Annotated in this window: 14 protein-coding genes; all 14 read right to left on the bottom strand. The window is 41.1% G+C overall.

The window, feature by feature from the left end; genetic code table 11:
- Position 1: 1 nt before the first annotated feature.
- The 14 genes from KHA88_RS14105 to KHA88_RS14040 all read right to left on the bottom strand — a co-directional run bounded on the left by KHA88_RS14105 (position 2) and on the right by KHA88_RS14040 (position 16,433).
- Positions 2-976 carry an ROK family protein gene (locus KHA88_RS14105; protein WP_213122250.1) on the bottom strand — a complete coding sequence of 325 codons (975 nt, stop codon included), beginning with the start codon at positions 974-976 and terminating at the stop codon, positions 2-4.
- The gene (locus tag KHA88_RS14100) at positions 973-1,608 is read right to left on the bottom strand and encodes a D-sedoheptulose-7-phosphate isomerase (RefSeq protein WP_213122249.1); all 636 of its coding nucleotides are present in this window, start codon (positions 1,606-1,608) and stop codon (positions 973-975) included. The genes KHA88_RS14105 and KHA88_RS14100 overlap by 4 nt, the downstream gene beginning before the upstream one ends.
- Before the next feature lie 29 nt (positions 1,609-1,637).
- Positions 1,638-2,927, bottom strand: coding sequence for a four-carbon acid sugar kinase family protein (locus KHA88_RS14095; protein ID WP_213122248.1), 1,290 nt, complete (start codon positions 2,925-2,927; stop codon positions 1,638-1,640).
- A gap of 6 nt (positions 2,928-2,933) precedes the next feature.
- Entirely contained in the window at positions 2,934-3,578 is a 645-nt protein-coding gene (locus tag KHA88_RS14090) for a class II aldolase/adducin family protein (RefSeq protein WP_213097993.1), read from the bottom strand.
- Between the two features lie 81 nt (positions 3,579-3,659).
- Positions 3,660-6,125: an alpha-mannosidase gene (locus KHA88_RS14085; protein ID WP_213097994.1), complete on the bottom strand. Its 2,466-nt coding sequence runs from the start codon at positions 6,123-6,125 to the stop codon at positions 3,660-3,662.
- Positions 6,126-6,140: 15 nt separating this feature from the next.
- The gene (locus KHA88_RS14080; protein WP_213097995.1) at positions 6,141-7,061 is read right to left on the bottom strand and encodes a class II fructose-bisphosphate aldolase; all 921 of its coding nucleotides are present in this window, start codon (positions 7,059-7,061) and stop codon (positions 6,141-6,143) included.
- Position 7,062: 1 nt separating this feature from the next.
- Complete coding sequence (locus KHA88_RS14075; RefSeq protein ID WP_213122247.1) at positions 7,063-8,571, bottom strand: FGGY-family carbohydrate kinase; 1,509 nt, start codon at positions 8,569-8,571, stop codon at positions 7,063-7,065.
- 3 nt (positions 8,572-8,574) lie between these two features.
- Positions 8,575-9,237 (bottom strand): aspartate/glutamate racemase family protein, encoded by a 663-nt coding sequence (locus KHA88_RS14070; protein ID WP_213122246.1) that lies wholly within the window; start codon positions 9,235-9,237, stop codon positions 8,575-8,577.
- Complete coding sequence (locus tag KHA88_RS14065) at positions 9,230-9,823, bottom strand: SIS domain-containing protein (protein WP_213097998.1); 594 nt, start codon at positions 9,821-9,823, stop codon at positions 9,230-9,232. The genes KHA88_RS14070 and KHA88_RS14065 overlap by 8 nt, the downstream gene beginning before the upstream one ends.
- A complete protein-coding gene (locus KHA88_RS14060; RefSeq protein ID WP_213122245.1) occupies positions 9,820-10,824 on the bottom strand; it encodes an ROK family protein in 1,005 nt (334 codons plus the stop codon). Before KHA88_RS14060 ends, KHA88_RS14065 begins: the two co-directional genes overlap by 4 nt.
- Before the next feature lie 78 nt (positions 10,825-10,902).
- Positions 10,903-11,778 carry a carbohydrate ABC transporter permease gene (locus KHA88_RS14055; protein WP_213098000.1) on the bottom strand — a complete coding sequence of 292 codons (876 nt, stop codon included), beginning with the start codon at positions 11,776-11,778 and terminating at the stop codon, positions 10,903-10,905.
- A complete protein-coding gene (locus tag KHA88_RS14050; protein ID WP_249308435.1) occupies positions 11,775-12,740 on the bottom strand; it encodes a carbohydrate ABC transporter permease in 966 nt (321 codons plus the stop codon). The genes KHA88_RS14055 and KHA88_RS14050 overlap by 4 nt, the downstream gene beginning before the upstream one ends.
- A gap of 61 nt (positions 12,741-12,801) precedes the next feature.
- Complete coding sequence (locus KHA88_RS14045; protein ID WP_249313126.1) at positions 12,802-14,157, bottom strand: ABC transporter substrate-binding protein; 1,356 nt, start codon at positions 14,155-14,157, stop codon at positions 12,802-12,804.
- Positions 14,158-14,648: 491 nt separating this feature from the next.
- Positions 14,649-16,433, bottom strand: coding sequence for an acyl-CoA dehydrogenase family protein (locus tag KHA88_RS14040; protein ID WP_213098001.1), 1,785 nt, complete (start codon positions 16,431-16,433; stop codon positions 14,649-14,651).
- Between the last annotated feature and the right edge of the window lie 5 nt (positions 16,434-16,438).

Genomic DNA, 16,438 nt, shown 5'->3' with positions numbered 1-16,438 from the left:
TTTAACCCCCTACCTCTAATGTATTTAACGCTACGGACAAGCTGGCATAATCACCGACTTGTTCACCAAGCCCCGCCGGCACAATCTCACACACAGCCAAAGATTGGGGTAAAGCTTCCTTACTAAGCACTTCAAGTGTGATCGCTTCCAATAATGATTGCTGTCGTCCATAAATGCTCCCAATGACAATCCGTTCGGGGTTCAAAATATCAACGATAAAGGCTAATCCTTTTCCAAGTTTCTTCGCCACGATTTCAAACACTTCGATTGCAAGTGGGTCGCCTGACTGCGCAGCTTCACCCACTTTTTTCGTTGTGATTTCAGAAATTTCCTCTGGCGTACGACAAAACAAAGTTGTTTTACCGTCTTTAAGATGCTTCTCAGCTTTTTCTTGCGCCAATTTTGCAACGCCACCACCACTACAAAAACCTTCAAACGATCCCGCTTTTCCATAACCGACAGGGCCCTCATCTTCTAAGCGAACATGGCCAACTTCACCTGCATTATCATTTGTTCCTGCATAAAGTTTGCCATCGAGAATTAAGCCCGCCCCCATTCCCGTCCCAAATGTAAGAAAAACCATATTTCTGCACCCTTGGCCAGCTCCCCATTTCCATTCGGCAAGGGCACAAGCATTGGCATCATTTTGTAAACTAACAGGAACGGAAAAACGTTTTTGAAACGGCGTGATTACATCGACCTGATCCCAGTTTGGAAGGTTGGGAGGAGAAAGGATCAACCCACGGTTACTGTCCAAAGGGCTTCCGCAGCTAATTCCGATGGCGTCAATCACCGTAATTTCCAACTTTTCCAGGAGGTTCGTTGTCGTCTCCATCAACATCTCAATTGCTTGTTCAGGTGAATCCGGTGTAAGAAATTTATCCTTTCCGATGATTTCAACCGATTGATTCGAAGCTTTTCCGATCGATACTGCACATTTAGTACCGCCAATATCTATTCCGACCAATATACTCATTGTCCAAAAAACTCCTTTTCCAACATGACGCAAAGTGTATGATAGATTGGTAAATGCCGCTCTTGAATATCTAGGGTTTCTTCCAATGGCACACAGATCGTTACATCACAAATTGAATTCATTTGACCGCCATTTTTCCCTGTTAATCCGATTGTTTTTAAGCCTTTTGCCCGTGCTACTTGTAAAGCATGAATCACATTTTTTGAGTTTCCAGAAGTACTTATTCCGATTACCGCGTCTCCCGGTCTTCCATATCCAAAAACTTGTTGGGCGTAGATCATGTCTGCAGCAATATCATTGGCGAAAGCACTAATTAAAGAACTTTGACTGACTAATGAAATAGCTGGGAGTGCTCCTTGTAAATGATCGGCAAGATAATCACCGTCATTCGGGAAATCTTCCTGGAGCTTTTTCTTAATCGAATCATTGACAGGGCGTTTTAATAGAAATCCCTTCATTAATTCACCGACAATATGTTCACAATCAGCTGCACTTCCTCCATTTCCGCAAAGGAGTACCTGCCCCTCATTACGATATGTTTCCCTGAGTAACTGAAACGTTTCTTCAATATCTGCAACACAAGCAGAGAGTTCAGGATATTTTGTTACTAATCTATCAATCTCAAACTTCATTTAATAATCCCCATTTCGTCGCTTATTTCCTATTGCTCTCTTAAATGTGCAAATGCTTTTTCGAAAAAGTTCGGCTGGCCAAAACTCCCCGATTTTAGCACAAGTAATAATGCCGGGATTGATAGTGAAACGCAAGAAGGCAAACCAGGTTGGATTTCCTTCCAAACTCTCATCCCACGAACGCTCAATTTACTGCATACCGCAGCTGATGTATCTCCTCCGGCTACAAGCAGCCTATTTTGGCCAGTTCGTTCGATGACATTTTGGACAATTTCGGCTATGCTGCCGGATACTAGCCTAGAGATTTCTTTATTAGTAAAACCAAGCCTTAATCCTTCTTTTTTTGTTTGGTCCACCGTATTATAATCATTGGAAGAATGCAGAATGACATCAGCGCCTTTTTCCATATAAGTGACAATTTGATCAGCTAATGAATGTAATTGATGTTTTCGTGTATCTTGGTTAAACAATTGCAGACTTTCTAGTTCTAGTACAATTGCCCCTTTTTCACGCATGTATTGAATTTGATCCGCTGTTTTTGTCATTAAGCTTCCAGCCGCACAAAGCAATCCTTTTTCTTTGGAATAGCAAGGTAAATCTATTGAAACCATTTCAGCACTTTTTTGTGACCAAACGGTCGGAAGTTCCTCCGCAAGTGCCGAGCTCCCGCAAATCACTTTTACATGATTGACCGCCTTTGCAATCGTTTGAAGGTCCGCTTGTTCAGTCACATCCAAGATAATGTAGTTATACTGACCTTTTAACTTGTCAATTTCTGACTTTAGGGTCTCTGATCCTTCTTGAACAACGTCAAAGTTAATCAATCCTACTTTTCGTTTCGTTTGAGATTGTAAAATCTCTACTAAATTGGATTTGATCATCGGGTGCATAGGGTCATTTCTGAATTCAGACTCCTCCAGCTTTTGATCATAAACATAATGGATTCCATCAATCGTCGTCCGTCCATTCTTTGGGAACCCGAGAACAACGATGGCAAATTCCTCTTCTAACGCATCTAACATCGCGTCAAATTCAGCACCAATATTTCCACGAAAAACAGAGCAAACCTTATTAAAAAACCGGTTGGCTCCAGCCTTTTTTAAGGCAGTTGTTGCTTCAAAGACTTTGTCATAGGCGGTTTTAGGCTGATCAAAACGGGAGTCAGTGTCTAATATTAATACATCCCTTTTTTCCTTGGCAGTACTGGATTCTAAATCCCAGTCTTGATGATGGAAGATATCCGTTATGTAGTTTGACTTAGCAAACATGATTCCTATATCATTTGAACCTGTAATATCATCTGCTACAACACCAATCATGTTTGTTCACCACTTTCTTTTAGGCTTATATCCAGAATGATGGAGGAAATCATCTACCGTCTCATTCGATAATGTGTTTAATTCAATGCCGGATTTTCCGGCAGTGATAAACATTCGGCACACCATCTCTAGTGTCTGCAAACTCATGCGAGCTTCTTTAACACTTGTATCGTAAACGAGTACACCATGGTTTTCTAAAAGAAGAATATTAGCCTTTGAAGCTTGCTTTCTTACCGCTTCGCCTAACTCAACCGACCCCGGGTGATAGTATGGAACCCGCTCCACTCTTTCAAGATAGTACATGGATTCCACGAATAAATTTGTAGGAGGGTCAACCTTTGAACAGGCGATTAAGGTGCTATAAAATGGCGATGCGTGTAGAACGGCATTAATCTCAGGCCTTTCCTCATAAATCGCCTTATGCATCGGCATCTCTTTTGATGGTTTAGATTCACTAGAGGAAATAGGCCCATTAAAAGAACAATGGGCAAAATCATTTTCACTTAACTCACCAAGATATGTTCCGCTTGCTGTAATTAAATATTGATCATCAGCAATTCGTGCACTAATATTCCCTGCATTACCCCAAGCTAAATTATTTTCCATCATATAACGACCGACTTGCTGCAATTGCTCTTGGATTTCATTCATACACTTTTCTCTCCTTAACGTGGAAAAAGTTATAACGGGCAGTTGTTCCAAAAGAGGCTGCCCGTTTATCTTTAAAAGCTTTTATTCCACCCATTCCAACATGTTCGTTTCAATCACTGCTTCCATTTGGTCACTTGGAATCCGGAACGTTTTGATTTCCGATGGTTTAAACGTTGAGCTAATCACCCGATTCCATTTCGGCAAGGCAATTTTCACATCTGTTTCATTATTCGTTGTTTCGTATGCGCGAATAATTAGGTCATCATTGTCTTCCGCTTTTTTCACAACGCTGACTATAACGTTATCAACATCTACTGAAATGAACGAATCCTTTTGTGGAAGCGATCCTTCATGGTATGTTTCAATAATCGTTGTTGGCTTTTGGTTCAATTCCGCTGCCCTCTTCACCGTGCCTGCTGTTTCCCAGTTTCCTTCATGCGGGATCAATGAATAGGTAAACGTTTGGATTCCTTGATCAATAAACGTATAATGTCCATCTTCTTGTGGAACAAGTGGATCGTGGTGAGCATATATCGGACTACGTAAAACCGTTATGCTCATTTCTTTATTATGAATATCGAAGCTATATTTACCGTCATTTAAAATACTTAATCCGTACATTTCTCCCGTACCAGGATGTGTACCGGAAATATCGATCCAGCTTTGTCCTGGTTCTTCCTCACCATTACATTCTCTGACAATATGGCCGTACGGGATTTCGTACGTTCCTTTACGGAAGACAAGGTCCACTGGGAATTTTAATTTTAAGGCTTTAAATTGCTCTTGCCAGTTCACGGTAACATGCACATCAATTTGGTTTAGCTCGCGATACATCGTAAAGTCTTGAACGAGTGTCGATTTTCCGTATTCACTAACAACACGAATGACAGATTTAACCGGACCGTGTTCAACCCTTTGGACGCTTTTGGCAATGAATTGCCCTGCTTCATCATTAAAGTGAAGAACGTTATGAGACCACGTGTCACTCTTATCACTCATGACTACTGGTCGAGCTCCAGGTCCTTCAAGCAGTTCCAAGTTTTTATTTTTGTCGTATAGACTTGTTACAAAACCTGTCTTTGGATCAATTTCAACACGATATGTATCATTTTCTAACGTATGATCATTCGCTTTGATTGTTTGAAATTGCCTGCTCGGCGACAGCTTGCGAATCTTATAGACCCGGTAGCCTAATGCCGGCAGTTCAGCAATGAAGCTAAGTCGATATCTTCCTCCTGCCGTTGCCCATGACTGTACAGTTTGATGAGCCACTTCATTTCCTTCATCGTCAACTAGTACATAGGAATCTTTCAGTCCACCTACTTCCAGTTCAACATTCACTTTGCTTTCCCATGAATGCGGATTAAAGACAACGATTGGCTTCATTCCTTCTTCTTCTTCAATATTTATTCTCCAAGACATGGACTGAATCGCATAGTTCAAACCGCGACTGGCAATCGACATTGCTTCTCCATGCATATTACGAGCATCTTCATAGGCGGCTTCAAGGCTTGTTCCGGCCAAAATATCATGGAATTGATTAAAAAGTACGTTTTTCCATGCTAACCCGTAATTTTCCGGATACTTTTGTCCAGTCGTCCAATTGGCGAGCGATGAGAATTTCTCTGCCGCTTGTAAAAGATTTTCAGCTTCACGATTCCATTTTTTTATGCCTGAATGGACCGAATAGCAACCACTTGCATGGTGTTGTAAATCATCGTGCACAACCGGAAATGGCAAGTCTTTTTCCATCATTTCCGCGAAATACTGATTTGGCGTACTGAATATCATATTCGGAAATTCAGGGTCTTCATTCATTCTTTTAATACTTTCAATGTTTTCCTTTGTTGGTCCACCACCGTGATTGCCTACACCATAGAAGCACATTAAATCATTAAAAGGCGCTTTGAATTCTCCGGCATTACGACGGACATGCTTTTCAATATCCTTACCCCACGTACAATACTCAAATGGAATTCTATACGTTAATACTCTGGATCCGTCATCTGATTCCCACCAGAAAATCCGTCCCGGAAGTCCCTTCTCTTGAGGGTTTGGACGCATAAAAATATAATGATCCATGCCGCTCTTTTTAAGAATTTGTGGCAGCATGCCATGGTGGCCAAAGCTATCGACGTTATAACCAACTTTAGCCGTTACCCCAAATTTTTCTTGGAAATAATGCTGACCGTATAACCCTTGGCGAACAAATGATTCTCCGCCTGGGATATTACAGTCGGGTTGAATCCACCAGCCGCCAACAATTTCCCAACGGCCTTCTTTGATTCGTTGTTTGATTTCCTCAAACATTTCTGGCTCGTTATTTTCTATCCACTCATAATTGGCAGCGGAACTATTTGTAAAAACAAAGTCATCGTACTCTTTCATACGATCGAGTGCTGAACGAAAGGTTGCTTTTGTTTCTTGAAACCCCTCTTGCCATTGCCATAGCCATACAGGATCTAAGTGTGCGTTACCAATCATATGTAAAGTTTGTTGCTTCGTTTTTAATACTTGTTTACTTTTTTCTAAAGTAGCTTCATTCATGATTGCGACCTCCCTTTAAAGATTAAATTCCTTAGCACGCTGATTGCTTCGTAAAAATTGATTAATTTTTTCTGTGACCGTTCTTTCAACAGCTGATTGCCCTGTCTCCAATTCGCTTTTAGAAAGTTTCTTACACTCGGCATTTGTCATACGTTCTTCTTTTCCAAGTGCTGCGAGCAAAGAATTCTCCAAATCTGTCGCAATGTTCACCTTACTAATACCGCCAGCTTCTAATTTAATCGCTTGCTGAATCATTTCGGAAGGAACACCCGATCCTCCGTGTAACACAAGATGGACTGGCGTTAAAGCTCTAATCGCATTTAAGCGGTCATAATCAACCTTCGGCTCTTTTACTACATACACACCATGTGCCGTTCCAACAGAAACAGCCAATGCATCCGTTTTTGTTTCATTGACAAAGCGCAGAGCTTCATTAGGATCTGTATATAATTCTTCATCCGAATCTGTTTCTACGAAATCAGTCGTGCCTATTTTTCCAAGCTCCGCTTCAACAGACACACCTTTGTCATGTGCATATTGTGCTGCCTCTTTACTAATGGCAATATTCTCTTCAAGATCCTTTTCGGAAGCATCAATCATTACTGAGGTAAACCCTGCCTTTATTGCATCCTTAATCACGGAAAGGTCCTTTGTATGATCGAGATGAAGAACAGCCGGCACTGTGATTTTTTCATCTAAAATAGCCGTATAAAATTCTTCAGCAAACTCAAAAGGTGTTACTCCGTACCGTACCAATTCTTTCTGGGATATTTGAACAATGATCGGGGATTCCGTTTTCTGTCCAGCTCGTAAAATAGGCCGAATCATATCCGTATAGCGAGGTGCAAAGGAACCAACTGCATAACCGCCTTTTTCAGCTACTTCCAACATTTGTTTTAACGTGATTACATTTTTCGGCTTTGTCATTGTTTTCATTTCATTCATCTCCCAGCTGATTTTGATAATACATACGAAGTGCTTTTTCCATTTGTACATAGCCATTTTTATAAATAGTTTGATAGGCTTGATGATGTTCATCGTTCGGAACGATCTCCGTCCGGTTTTGTTGGCCGATTAATCTTGTTGCCTCTTCTTCGTCTTGATAGAATTCAGTACCGATACCAGCAGCAAGCGACGCCCCTAGCAAAGTTGATTCACTTACTTCAGGAATCGAATAAATACATCCGGAAATATCCGATTTTATTTGCATCCACTGTTTATTTTTCGTTCCACCGCCGACTGCTACTATATTTGTAATATCACTTTCTGCAATGCTTTCAACAGCTTCGCGTATGGATTCCATTTGGTAAGCTGTACCTTCCAATAATGCTTTTAATAAATCTTTTCTTTCATGTTTCTTCTCTAAACCGATAAAAGCGGCTTTTGCTTGCGGATCTGGATTTGGTGCCCCGCTTCCCGACAAATGGGGATAAAATAATATTCCTGTAGGGCCTTCATCCGTTTCTTTCAATAAACTCAGCATTTCGTCATATGATAATGATTTATCGGAAAACTGTGTTCGTATCCATTCCACCGCTCCTCCGGAAGAAGGCAGGCCACCCATCAAAAAAAGGCGGTTTTTCGCCACATGACATCCGTAGGATAATCCTGATTTGTATTCTTTCTCGCCAAGTGGATGTTCTTCCAATGTCCCGACTAAAGTTTCTGCCGTGCCTATCGAATCAAGCACAACACCCGGATGAATCGCCCCGACTGCAAGTGCCGCACAAACGTGATCATGCCCAGATACTGCAACTGGAGTCCCTTTTGACAACCCGTATGCAATACATTCCTCGTTGTTGACCTCACCCATTGGTGTACCACTCGGCCTAGCAGGCGGGAAAAGCGTTTCATCCAGCCCAAATTTATTCAACCACGTGGTGTCCCACACTTTTTCATCGATTCTAAATCCATACGTTCTTGCAGCGAGAGAATAATCGGTTCCAAATTCCCCTGTCAGCTTATAGGCGATAAAATCTGACGCTGAAAGCCAAATCGCATCATTAGTAATAGAAGGATTTTGTTTTCTCAACCATAAAATCTTTGGTAACCCATATTTATAGCTATGACGTAATCCTGATCTCACAAAGCGCTCTAACCGGTCAGCCTCCATAAGGATTTGATTTGCTTCTTCCATTGCTCGTTTATCAAACCACGGAATCATTTCCGTTTTCGGCAAGCCGGAATTTTTGTCTATGAGCAGGCCCGTTTCTGCCATACTCGTAATCCCGATGGCAGCAATTGTTTCGCTGTTTTCTTTGATGACTTCTTGGATTGTCGACGAGACAATTCCCCATATTTCGTCGGGTTGATAATAGGCTTCGCCATTTGATCGATAATGGGTCATTGTTTGACGGCTCGCTAGTTTTAAACAATTGCCTAAACGATCAAATAATCCTGCCTTGCAATGCGTTGTGCCAATGTCTATTCCAAGTAGCGCCGTCATGAATCACAATCCTTCCATCGTTCGTTTCACTTGTTCCATTCCAAGCCTTGGGCTTGTAAGGAACTTAGCTTGAATCTGTTTCGGAAGCTTTTCAATCACTCTTGCCATCGATGCCTGCGCTAGCACTACAACATCTGTTTCATCTGCTAGTTTTAATAAAACCTCGACCAGAACATCATCATGGCCATCGCGATCACCGCTTATTAAACACTCATAAGCTTCCCCCGCCAACTCTGCTTGAATGTCCACCTGTTTTCCGTATTTTTCTGCCGTAGCTTTCAACAATTTTATCGTCGGATTCAATGTCGTGGCTAATGTAGCAACGACGCCAATTTTCCCGCCTTGATCTACTGCTGTTTCAGCCATTGGCTCGTCAATTCTAATGATTGGAATGTTCAATTGTTCTCTAGCTTTTTCAACAACTTCTCCAACCGAAGAACAGGCATTCAAAATGGTATGTGCGCCGACTTGCTCGGCATACTTTGCATATTGAATCAGTCTTTCCTGCACTTCTTCAATTTTCCCCTCATTCTTGGCCAGCTGAGGCAAAATCGAATCATCAACAAAATTGATGACGTCGAAGCCTGGCAAATATTCATTTGCCAACTGCTTTAGCGATCCTACTGTCACGGGTGTCGTATGGATGATGGCCAATGTCTTACCCATTGATCGATAACGCTCCTTTTAGCTCATTTTCTTTTTTTATATATTGTGAGATTACGTGATTTACATACATATGCACATCTTCCACTATGCCGTAATCACTAGAAGGAATCACAAGCGAAATATCGGACAGCTCCTTCATTCTTCCTTCCTTTTCCCCTACTAAAGAAATCACCTTTGCTCCAGTTTTCTTGGCATATTGAAAAGCACGTACCACGTTTTCGGAATTACCGGATACTGAAAGACCAATTACCACATCACCAGGTTTTAAGTAGTTTTTTAGCTGTTCAACAAAAATATCACCATAGCTCATATCATTTCCCAAGGCACTAATGAAGGGAAGATTATCTGTTAAGCTGAGAATTCGAAACCGCTCAACCCCCTCCACATTTACCCCTTTTCCGAAATCACAGGCCCAATGTGAAGCAGAAGCGGCACTTCCACCATTTCCGATTACAAAAATTTGCTGATTGTTTTCCCTTGTACTTTTAATACTTTCAAAGATTTGTTCAATAACGGTAAAATCTAGTGTCTGCAATGCCTTGATAAATTCGGAACGATATTCGGTGAAGTAGGATTGAAACATCATCTGTTCATCTCCTTTATTGGTCCAATATAAATATCTGCATAAATTAAACTCGCGGCGCCAATTAAAGCAGCTTCATAACCAAGATCCGTCAGCAAAATTGGCATATTCTTATTCGCCTCGCTAATTACCGCTGTCTGAAATGTTTGGCGTATATAAGGTTCAAGCAAGTCAATTGACAGACTGACACCGCCACCCATGATAATGGCACCGGGATTCATGATATTGATTGCATAAGAAAAGGCTCTACCGATATACTCGCCAGCCTGTTGATAGATTTCCTTAGCCTCTTCTATCCCTTTATAAGCAGCTTCGGCAACACTTTGAGCAGTTATGTCCTTTTTTCTTTCGATAAAATAAGTCGAAAATGGAGAATCCCTAGGCAAAGCAGCCAATTTTTCTTTTGCTGCTTTTGCAATGGCTGTGCCTGAAGCATGTGCTTCAAGACATCCACGGTTTCCGCAGCCACAAAGATTCCCTTCCTCCCATTGGACAACTAAATGCCCAACTTCACCTGCAATAAAATGTTCACCTTCATAGATTTGGCGGTCAATAATAAGCCCTCCGCCAATTCCAGTGCTAATTGTGACCCAAAGGAAGCTGTTATATTGTTTTCCTATACCAAAAATGAGTTCTCCTAACGCACAAGCATTCACATCATTAGCAATGTTAATCGGCATTCCCGGCCACTCACGTTCCAAGAGCTCTTTCACGGGGACATTTTTCCACCCAGCATATGGGGCATGTAATAGAATACCTTTTTCGGGATCAGCCAATCCTGGGACATTTACACCAATTCCAAGCAATGAATGATGAGTGAGCCCGGCTTTGGCAAGACAAATATGTACAGTTTCAATACATTTCTGAATATGGATTTCCGGCGAATCCGTAATCATCGTCGGAAACTGCTGTTTAACCAATACTTCACCTGTCCGGTCAACTAAACCAATTAAGGTTTTTGTTCCTCCAATATCGATTCCCACTACAGCTTTCTGATCGGCCATTTTGAACTCTCTCCTTTATCATTTATTAGAAATGACAAGTAATGCCATGCCTTTAAATTCTACTTGAAGCAGAGGTCATTAACCTTTCGTCCCGGCTGTAATATTCATTCCTTCGATAAAATAGCGCTGGAATAGGAAGAAGAGAATTATAACTGGCAAAAGTACCATTAAAGAACCACCCATTAATAAGTTCCATTGTGTATTACTTTGACCTTTAAACACTTGTAGCCCAAGCTGCAACGTGTAAAGCGCTTGGTCATTAATATAAAGCAAAGGGCCAAGGAAATCGTTCCAAGCACCATTAAAGGAAAAAATAGCTACCGTCGCGATGACAGGTTTTGTCAATGGGATCATCAACCTTGACCAAATATAGAAGTGATTGGCACCATCAATTTTTGCCGCTTCAATTAATTCATTAGGAATCGTTAAGAAAAACTGCCTTAATAAAAAGATAAAAAACGCACTTCCAAAGAACGCCGGAACAGTTAAAGGCAACCATGTGTTCAGCCATCCCAATTTAGAGAAGATTATATATTGAGGAATCAACATGACGAATCCTGGTATCATCATTGTTGCAAGCACAATGGCAAACAAGGTATTGCGTCCTTTAAATCTTATTTTTGAAAAACCGTAAGCAATAAACGTATTGGATAGGACATTCCCGATCACAACGATGGTCGTAATGATTAATGTATTCGCAGCATAGCCATAAAACGGCGCAGCGTTCAATACTCGCTGGTAGTTCCCCCAGTGAAACTCCTTAGGAATGAGTGTCGGAGGATATGTCATAACTTCCTTCATATCCTTTAATGAAGTGGAAATCATCCACCAAACAGGCGACAAAATTAATAAGCTCCCAAGGATCAGAATGGTCGTGACGAATATTTGTAATACCCGTTTTCTGTTTTTAGCGTTTTCAAAATATGTTGTTTTCTTCTCCGCCACAGTATTCATTTCCGATCCTCCCCTTCATAATGCACCCATCGTGGAGCAAGCTTTAAATTAAAGACTGTTAAAATAAAGACAATGATAAACAACACCCATGACATCCCCATCGCATAACCCATATCAAACACTCTAAAAGCCTTATTCCACATATGTAAATTAAAGAAAACCAATGAATTCGCAGGACCGCCACTGCCACTTTCAGTCATAACATAAGCCTCTTGGAAGATTTGGAATCCTCCAATTAAACTTGTAACGAGGTCAAAGAAGATGACTGGAGTAATCATTGGTATCGTAATGTGACGAAAACGGTGAAACACATTCGCCCCATCCATTTCCGCTGCTTCGTATAATGATTGAGGTACTCCTTGCAAACTTGCTAAGTATAAAAGCATTCCCCCGCCAAGGCTCCAAAGCTTCATAAAAATAAGCGCTGGCTTTGTCCATGCAGGATCAGATAGCCAAGCTGGCCCATCAATGCCTACCCAGCTTAACATCGTATTAACCAGGCCAGTGTCCGGGCTTAATAATTGCATCCATAACAAGTAAACGCCAACACCAGACAGGACAGCCGGCAAATAATAAATTGTTCTAAAAACCCTCATACCTGGCACTTTTTGATTTAATAAAACACCCAGTAAAACAGCTCCTGCTGTTGTCAATGGCACTGATATCGCCACGTAATATAAAGTGTTGTATAAGGATGTCCAAAACAAATCGTCATTCGTGAACATACGAATGTAATTCTTTAAACCAACAAAATCCATTCGCGATGTTACGTCATAATTGGTAAAGCTGCCGTATAAAGAAAATAAAATTGGACCTCCTGTTAAAAATAAAAAGCCAATGATCCAAGGAGCGATGAATATATACCCTTGTATACTTTCCTTTTGATCAAGTGACATAGGTTTCTTCTGTTTACGGGCAGGAGTCTCTGTCTCAATTGTTGGTGTGGTACGCATGCTGCTCATCCCCTTTCTTCCTATATGTATAATCAAGGAGCGAGTAAGACGCTCACTCCTTGATCATGGATTATTTATTGCTCTCAATTAATTTTTCTACAGCTTTTTGTGCCTTATCCAAAGCATCTTTAGGGGATTGATCACCCAATAATGCTTTTTCGACTTCTGGATCGATTAAAGTTGTATAATCCGGAGCTTCAATCGGATTTGGTGTTAATACAGTATTTTTTAAATTGTCTACTGTTGCGTCATATGTTGCACGTCCCTCTTCCGTAAGTTCAGAACTTTGGGCAGCAGCTTCAGCACCTTCAATATTTGCAACATTGTCGAAGTTCTTAACCGCCCAATATTCCTGTGCTTCAGGTCCAGTTAGATATTTTAGGAATTCCCATGATGCCTCAGGATTTTTAGCACCATACGGTATCTCAGCTACAAAGCCACCGCCCCATGTTGTATTCCCTGAACCCGCTTCTCTTTCAGGCATTGGTGCGATACCGAATTCCATACCATCTCCATAATCTCGAATTTGCGTATAGAAAGTTCCTGGGTTAATAAACATCCCAATTTTCCCGGCAATAAATGGATTTGCAGTTTCTGAGCCAAACTCAGCAGTAAAGGAGTTAATGACTTTTTGACCGTAATGACTCTCATAATCTTTAATCCACTCAAGTGTTTCTACGTCAGTAGGTTGATTGATAGTTGGCTTATTTGCGTCATAATCCCAATAAGATTTGCCATCTGCATTGAGCATCCAGAGGTTATGACCTGCGCCATGCCTTGGTAAGAAACCAATTCTTTCATATTTATTACCGTTCTTCTTATCTATCTTTCTTGCAAACTCTTCAAGCTCAGCCCATGTTTTAGGTGGTTGTTCAGGGTCTAAACCAGCCTCTTTAAATACTTCTTTATTCCAAAAAAGCATGTAAGTATCAGTATTAAAAGGTAATGCATAAGCATCTCCGTCATGTAGCATTGGACTCCATAAATGAGGGTAGAATCGCTCTTCAAAGCCCTGTTCCTTGTTAATATACTCGGAAAGATTTGTGTTTTGTTTCTTATCTGCCCGTTGTGCAACCGTATTGATATCATTGATAATGACATCCGGTGGATTTCCTGCAGCTCCGGCAGCAAGAGCCTTCGTCCAAATATCACCCCATGGAAGATATGTATGTTTTACCTCAATCTCATCCTGCGAGGAATTAAAATCTTCGATAATTTTTTCTATAATTGGTTTACGGGTTTCCGATCCCCAGAATGTCCAAAAATCTAGCACTACCTTTTCTTTTCCTGGTTCAGAGTCATTCCCTTCAGACTTTCCTGTCGTGGTGGTTTTCGTCTTAGGCTCACCAGCACAAGCTGCTAAAACTACACTTAAAGCTAAAATCAGTACGAGCATTAATCTGTAAGATTGCTTAAATCCTTTCAATTTACTTCCCCCTTACATGTATTTAGCACCGAATCCCAATTCATAGATGTAAGCTTTTTAAGGTTTTGAACTATCGCTGTGATATCTTACGGCCTTTTGTGGTTTTGAGGGTGGGATTTTGCTGCTTGTCTACTATTATGATATGAATCCGGTTTCAATGTCAACAATATTTTAAAAACTTCGTCTATATTGTAGGGAGCTGAATAAAATTATTAATTGATTGTGGTTTTTTATTGGAGGGGCTGTTCAGAAGGTCACTTTTTATCTTAATGGGTAATTGAACTACATTGCATTTTGCATTTACCGTAAACTGCAATTTCGCTGCAGCATGGGCAATCGAACAACACTCGATTTACCATAAACCGCAATTTTGCTGCAGTACGGGCAATCGAAACAAGCACAACCCTCTTTATTTTGAGGGATTTTTAAGACAACTCCTCAATAAAAAAGAAAAGCCGCCAACTGCAGTGGGCAGCTTTTCTTAAACTGATTTATACAACAAACTTTTCCGCAGCAATCAAACGATCTGCCGCTTCACGTTTCTTGGCGATAACATTGATTGGTGTGTGGCGTGTTAATTTTCGGAGGGCTGAGTTCATCATCCGGAATGTATCACCTTCTTCAATGGCGGCAAGGCTTTCTTTTGCCAGTTGCTCTACTTTTACAATTGAGTCCTGACAGAAAATTTGTGTATAAAGGAGCTTTTGATTGCTCTTTTCTACGCCGTCTCGACCTATGGCTTTTTCAGTACGCAGGACTGTTGATTCCATAGAATAGGCGAAGGATACAATGTCTGCTAGCTTCGCAAGGATCTCCTGCTCTTTTTCTAGCGCTTGACCGTATTTCTGAGCACCAAGTCCCGCAATCATGAGCGCGACTTTTTTAGCCCCTCTAACTAAGTGTTTCTCTTGATCTAGCGGCTCATCACCTGGTTCCTCTGGCATAAGCATCATTAATTCTTCTTGAAGGCTTTGTGCTTTTTGTAAAAGCGGGAGTTCTCCCTTGAATGCTTTGCGGAGAAATGTCCCTGGTACGAGCAAGCGATTAATTTCATTTGTTCCTTCAAAAATGCGGTTAATGCGAGAATCCCGGTATGCTCGTTCAATTTCATATTCCTGCATATACCCGTAGCCACCATGAATTTGGACACCTTCATCAACAACATGATCGAGCACTTCGGATGCGAAGATTTTATTCAAAGAACACTCAATTGCATATTCAGCAATTGAACTGGCTACTTCTGCCCCATTTTTCACTTGATCCTCTGTCAGCTTGCTCATTCGATCTTCAAATAAGCCCACTGTACGATAAACGGAGCTCTCAGCTGCGTATATTTCAGAGCCGAGTGTTCCAAATTTTTCTTTCGTCAAATTAAATTGAGAAATCGGTGTTTTAAACTGCTTACGCTGGTTTGCATATTGCAATGTAATATCCAGTGCCCGTTTTGAACCGCCTACTGCACCAACGCCAAGCTTATAGCGGCCAATATTTAAAATATTAAAAGCTATTCTATGGCCTTTACCCGCTTCCCCGAGTAAATTCTCAACAGGCACTTGTGCGTCTTCAAGAATTAAAGTCCGTGTTGAGGAGCTCTTTATCCCCATTTTCTTTTCCTCAGAACCTGATGAAACACCCGGAAATTCTCGTTCTACAATGAAGGCTGAAAAATGCTCTCCATCAATTTTCGCATACACGATAAAGACATCGGCAAATGCAGAGTTCGTGATCCATTGTTTTTCTCCGTTTAAAAGATAATGGGTGCCCGCATCATTTAGCTTTGCATTCGTCTTTGCACCGAGCGCATCTGATCCTGAGCCTGGTTCTGTCAAAGCATAAGCAGCCAATAACTCGCCCGTTGCCAAAGATGGCAAATATTTTTGTTTTTGCTCTTCATTTCCGAATAATACAATTGGAAGTGACCCGATTCCGACATGTGCACCGTGAGAAATGGAGAATCCGCCTGCTCTAGACAATTTTTCCGAAATAAGGGATGAACTGATCTTATCAAGCGCAAGACCGCCATACTCTTCTGGAACATCTGCCCCCAGCAGCCCGAGTTCTCCTGCTTGTTTAAGTAGTTTTACAGTACGGTCAAATTCGTGGTTTTCAATATGTTCCACTTCCGGCATGACTTCATTGATGACAAAGTCTTCGGTTGTTTTGGCAATCATTTTTTGTTCATCCGTGTAGTCCTCAGGGGTAAACATTTGATCAGCAGTAATATCTTCTATTAAAAATGCCCCGCCTTTTATAAGCTTCTTTGTTTCATTTACCATAATAT

Source organism: Lederbergia citrea (genome assembly GCF_018343525.1).
GTDB lineage: Bacteria > Bacillota > Bacilli > Bacillales > Bacillaceae_C > Lederbergia > Lederbergia citrea.
The sequence above is the reverse complement of the archived record's forward strand: the minus strand, read 5'-3'. Positions and strand labels throughout refer to the sequence as shown.

What these genes read in the sequence shown, in the direction of transcription:
- KHA88_RS14105 (WP_213122250.1), bottom strand. Translation starts at nt 976, where the DNA reads ATGAGTATATTGGTCGGAATAGATATTGGCGGTACTAAATGTGCAGTA.
- KHA88_RS14100 (WP_213122249.1), bottom strand. Translation starts at nt 1,608, where the DNA reads ATGAAGTTTGAGATTGATAGATTAGTAACAAAATATCCTGAACTCTCT.
- KHA88_RS14095 (WP_213122248.1), bottom strand. Translation starts at nt 2,927, where the DNA reads ATGATTGGTGTTGTAGCAGATGATATTACAGGTTCAAATGATATAGGA.
- KHA88_RS14090 (WP_213097993.1), bottom strand. Translation starts at nt 3,578, where the DNA reads ATGAATGAAATCCAAGAGCAATTGCAGCAAGTCGGTCGTTATATGATG.
- KHA88_RS14085 (WP_213097994.1), bottom strand. Translation starts at nt 6,125, where the DNA reads ATGAATGAAGCTACTTTAGAAAAAAGTAAACAAGTATTAAAAACGAAG.
- KHA88_RS14080 (WP_213097995.1), bottom strand. Translation starts at nt 7,061, where the DNA reads ATGAAAACAATGACAAAGCCGAAAAATGTAATCACGTTAAAACAAATG.
- KHA88_RS14075 (WP_213122247.1), bottom strand. Translation starts at nt 8,571, where the DNA reads ATGACGGCGCTACTTGGAATAGACATTGGCACAACGCATTGCAAGGCA.
- KHA88_RS14070 (WP_213122246.1), bottom strand. Translation starts at nt 9,237, where the DNA reads ATGGGTAAGACATTGGCCATCATCCATACGACACCCGTGACAGTAGGA.
- KHA88_RS14065 (WP_213097998.1), bottom strand. Translation starts at nt 9,823, where the DNA reads ATGATGTTTCAATCCTACTTCACCGAATATCGTTCCGAATTTATCAAG.
- KHA88_RS14060 (WP_213122245.1), bottom strand. Translation starts at nt 10,824, where the DNA reads ATGGCCGATCAGAAAGCTGTAGTGGGAATCGATATTGGAGGAACAAAA.
- KHA88_RS14055 (WP_213098000.1), bottom strand. Translation starts at nt 11,778, where the DNA reads ATGAATACTGTGGCGGAGAAGAAAACAACATATTTTGAAAACGCTAAA.
- KHA88_RS14050 (WP_249308435.1), bottom strand. Translation starts at nt 12,740, where the DNA reads ATGAGCAGCATGCGTACCACACCAACAATTGAGACAGAGACTCCTGCC.
- KHA88_RS14040 (WP_213098001.1), bottom strand. Translation starts at nt 16,433, where the DNA reads ATGGTAAATGAAACAAAGAAGCTTATAAAAGGCGGGGCATTTTTAATA.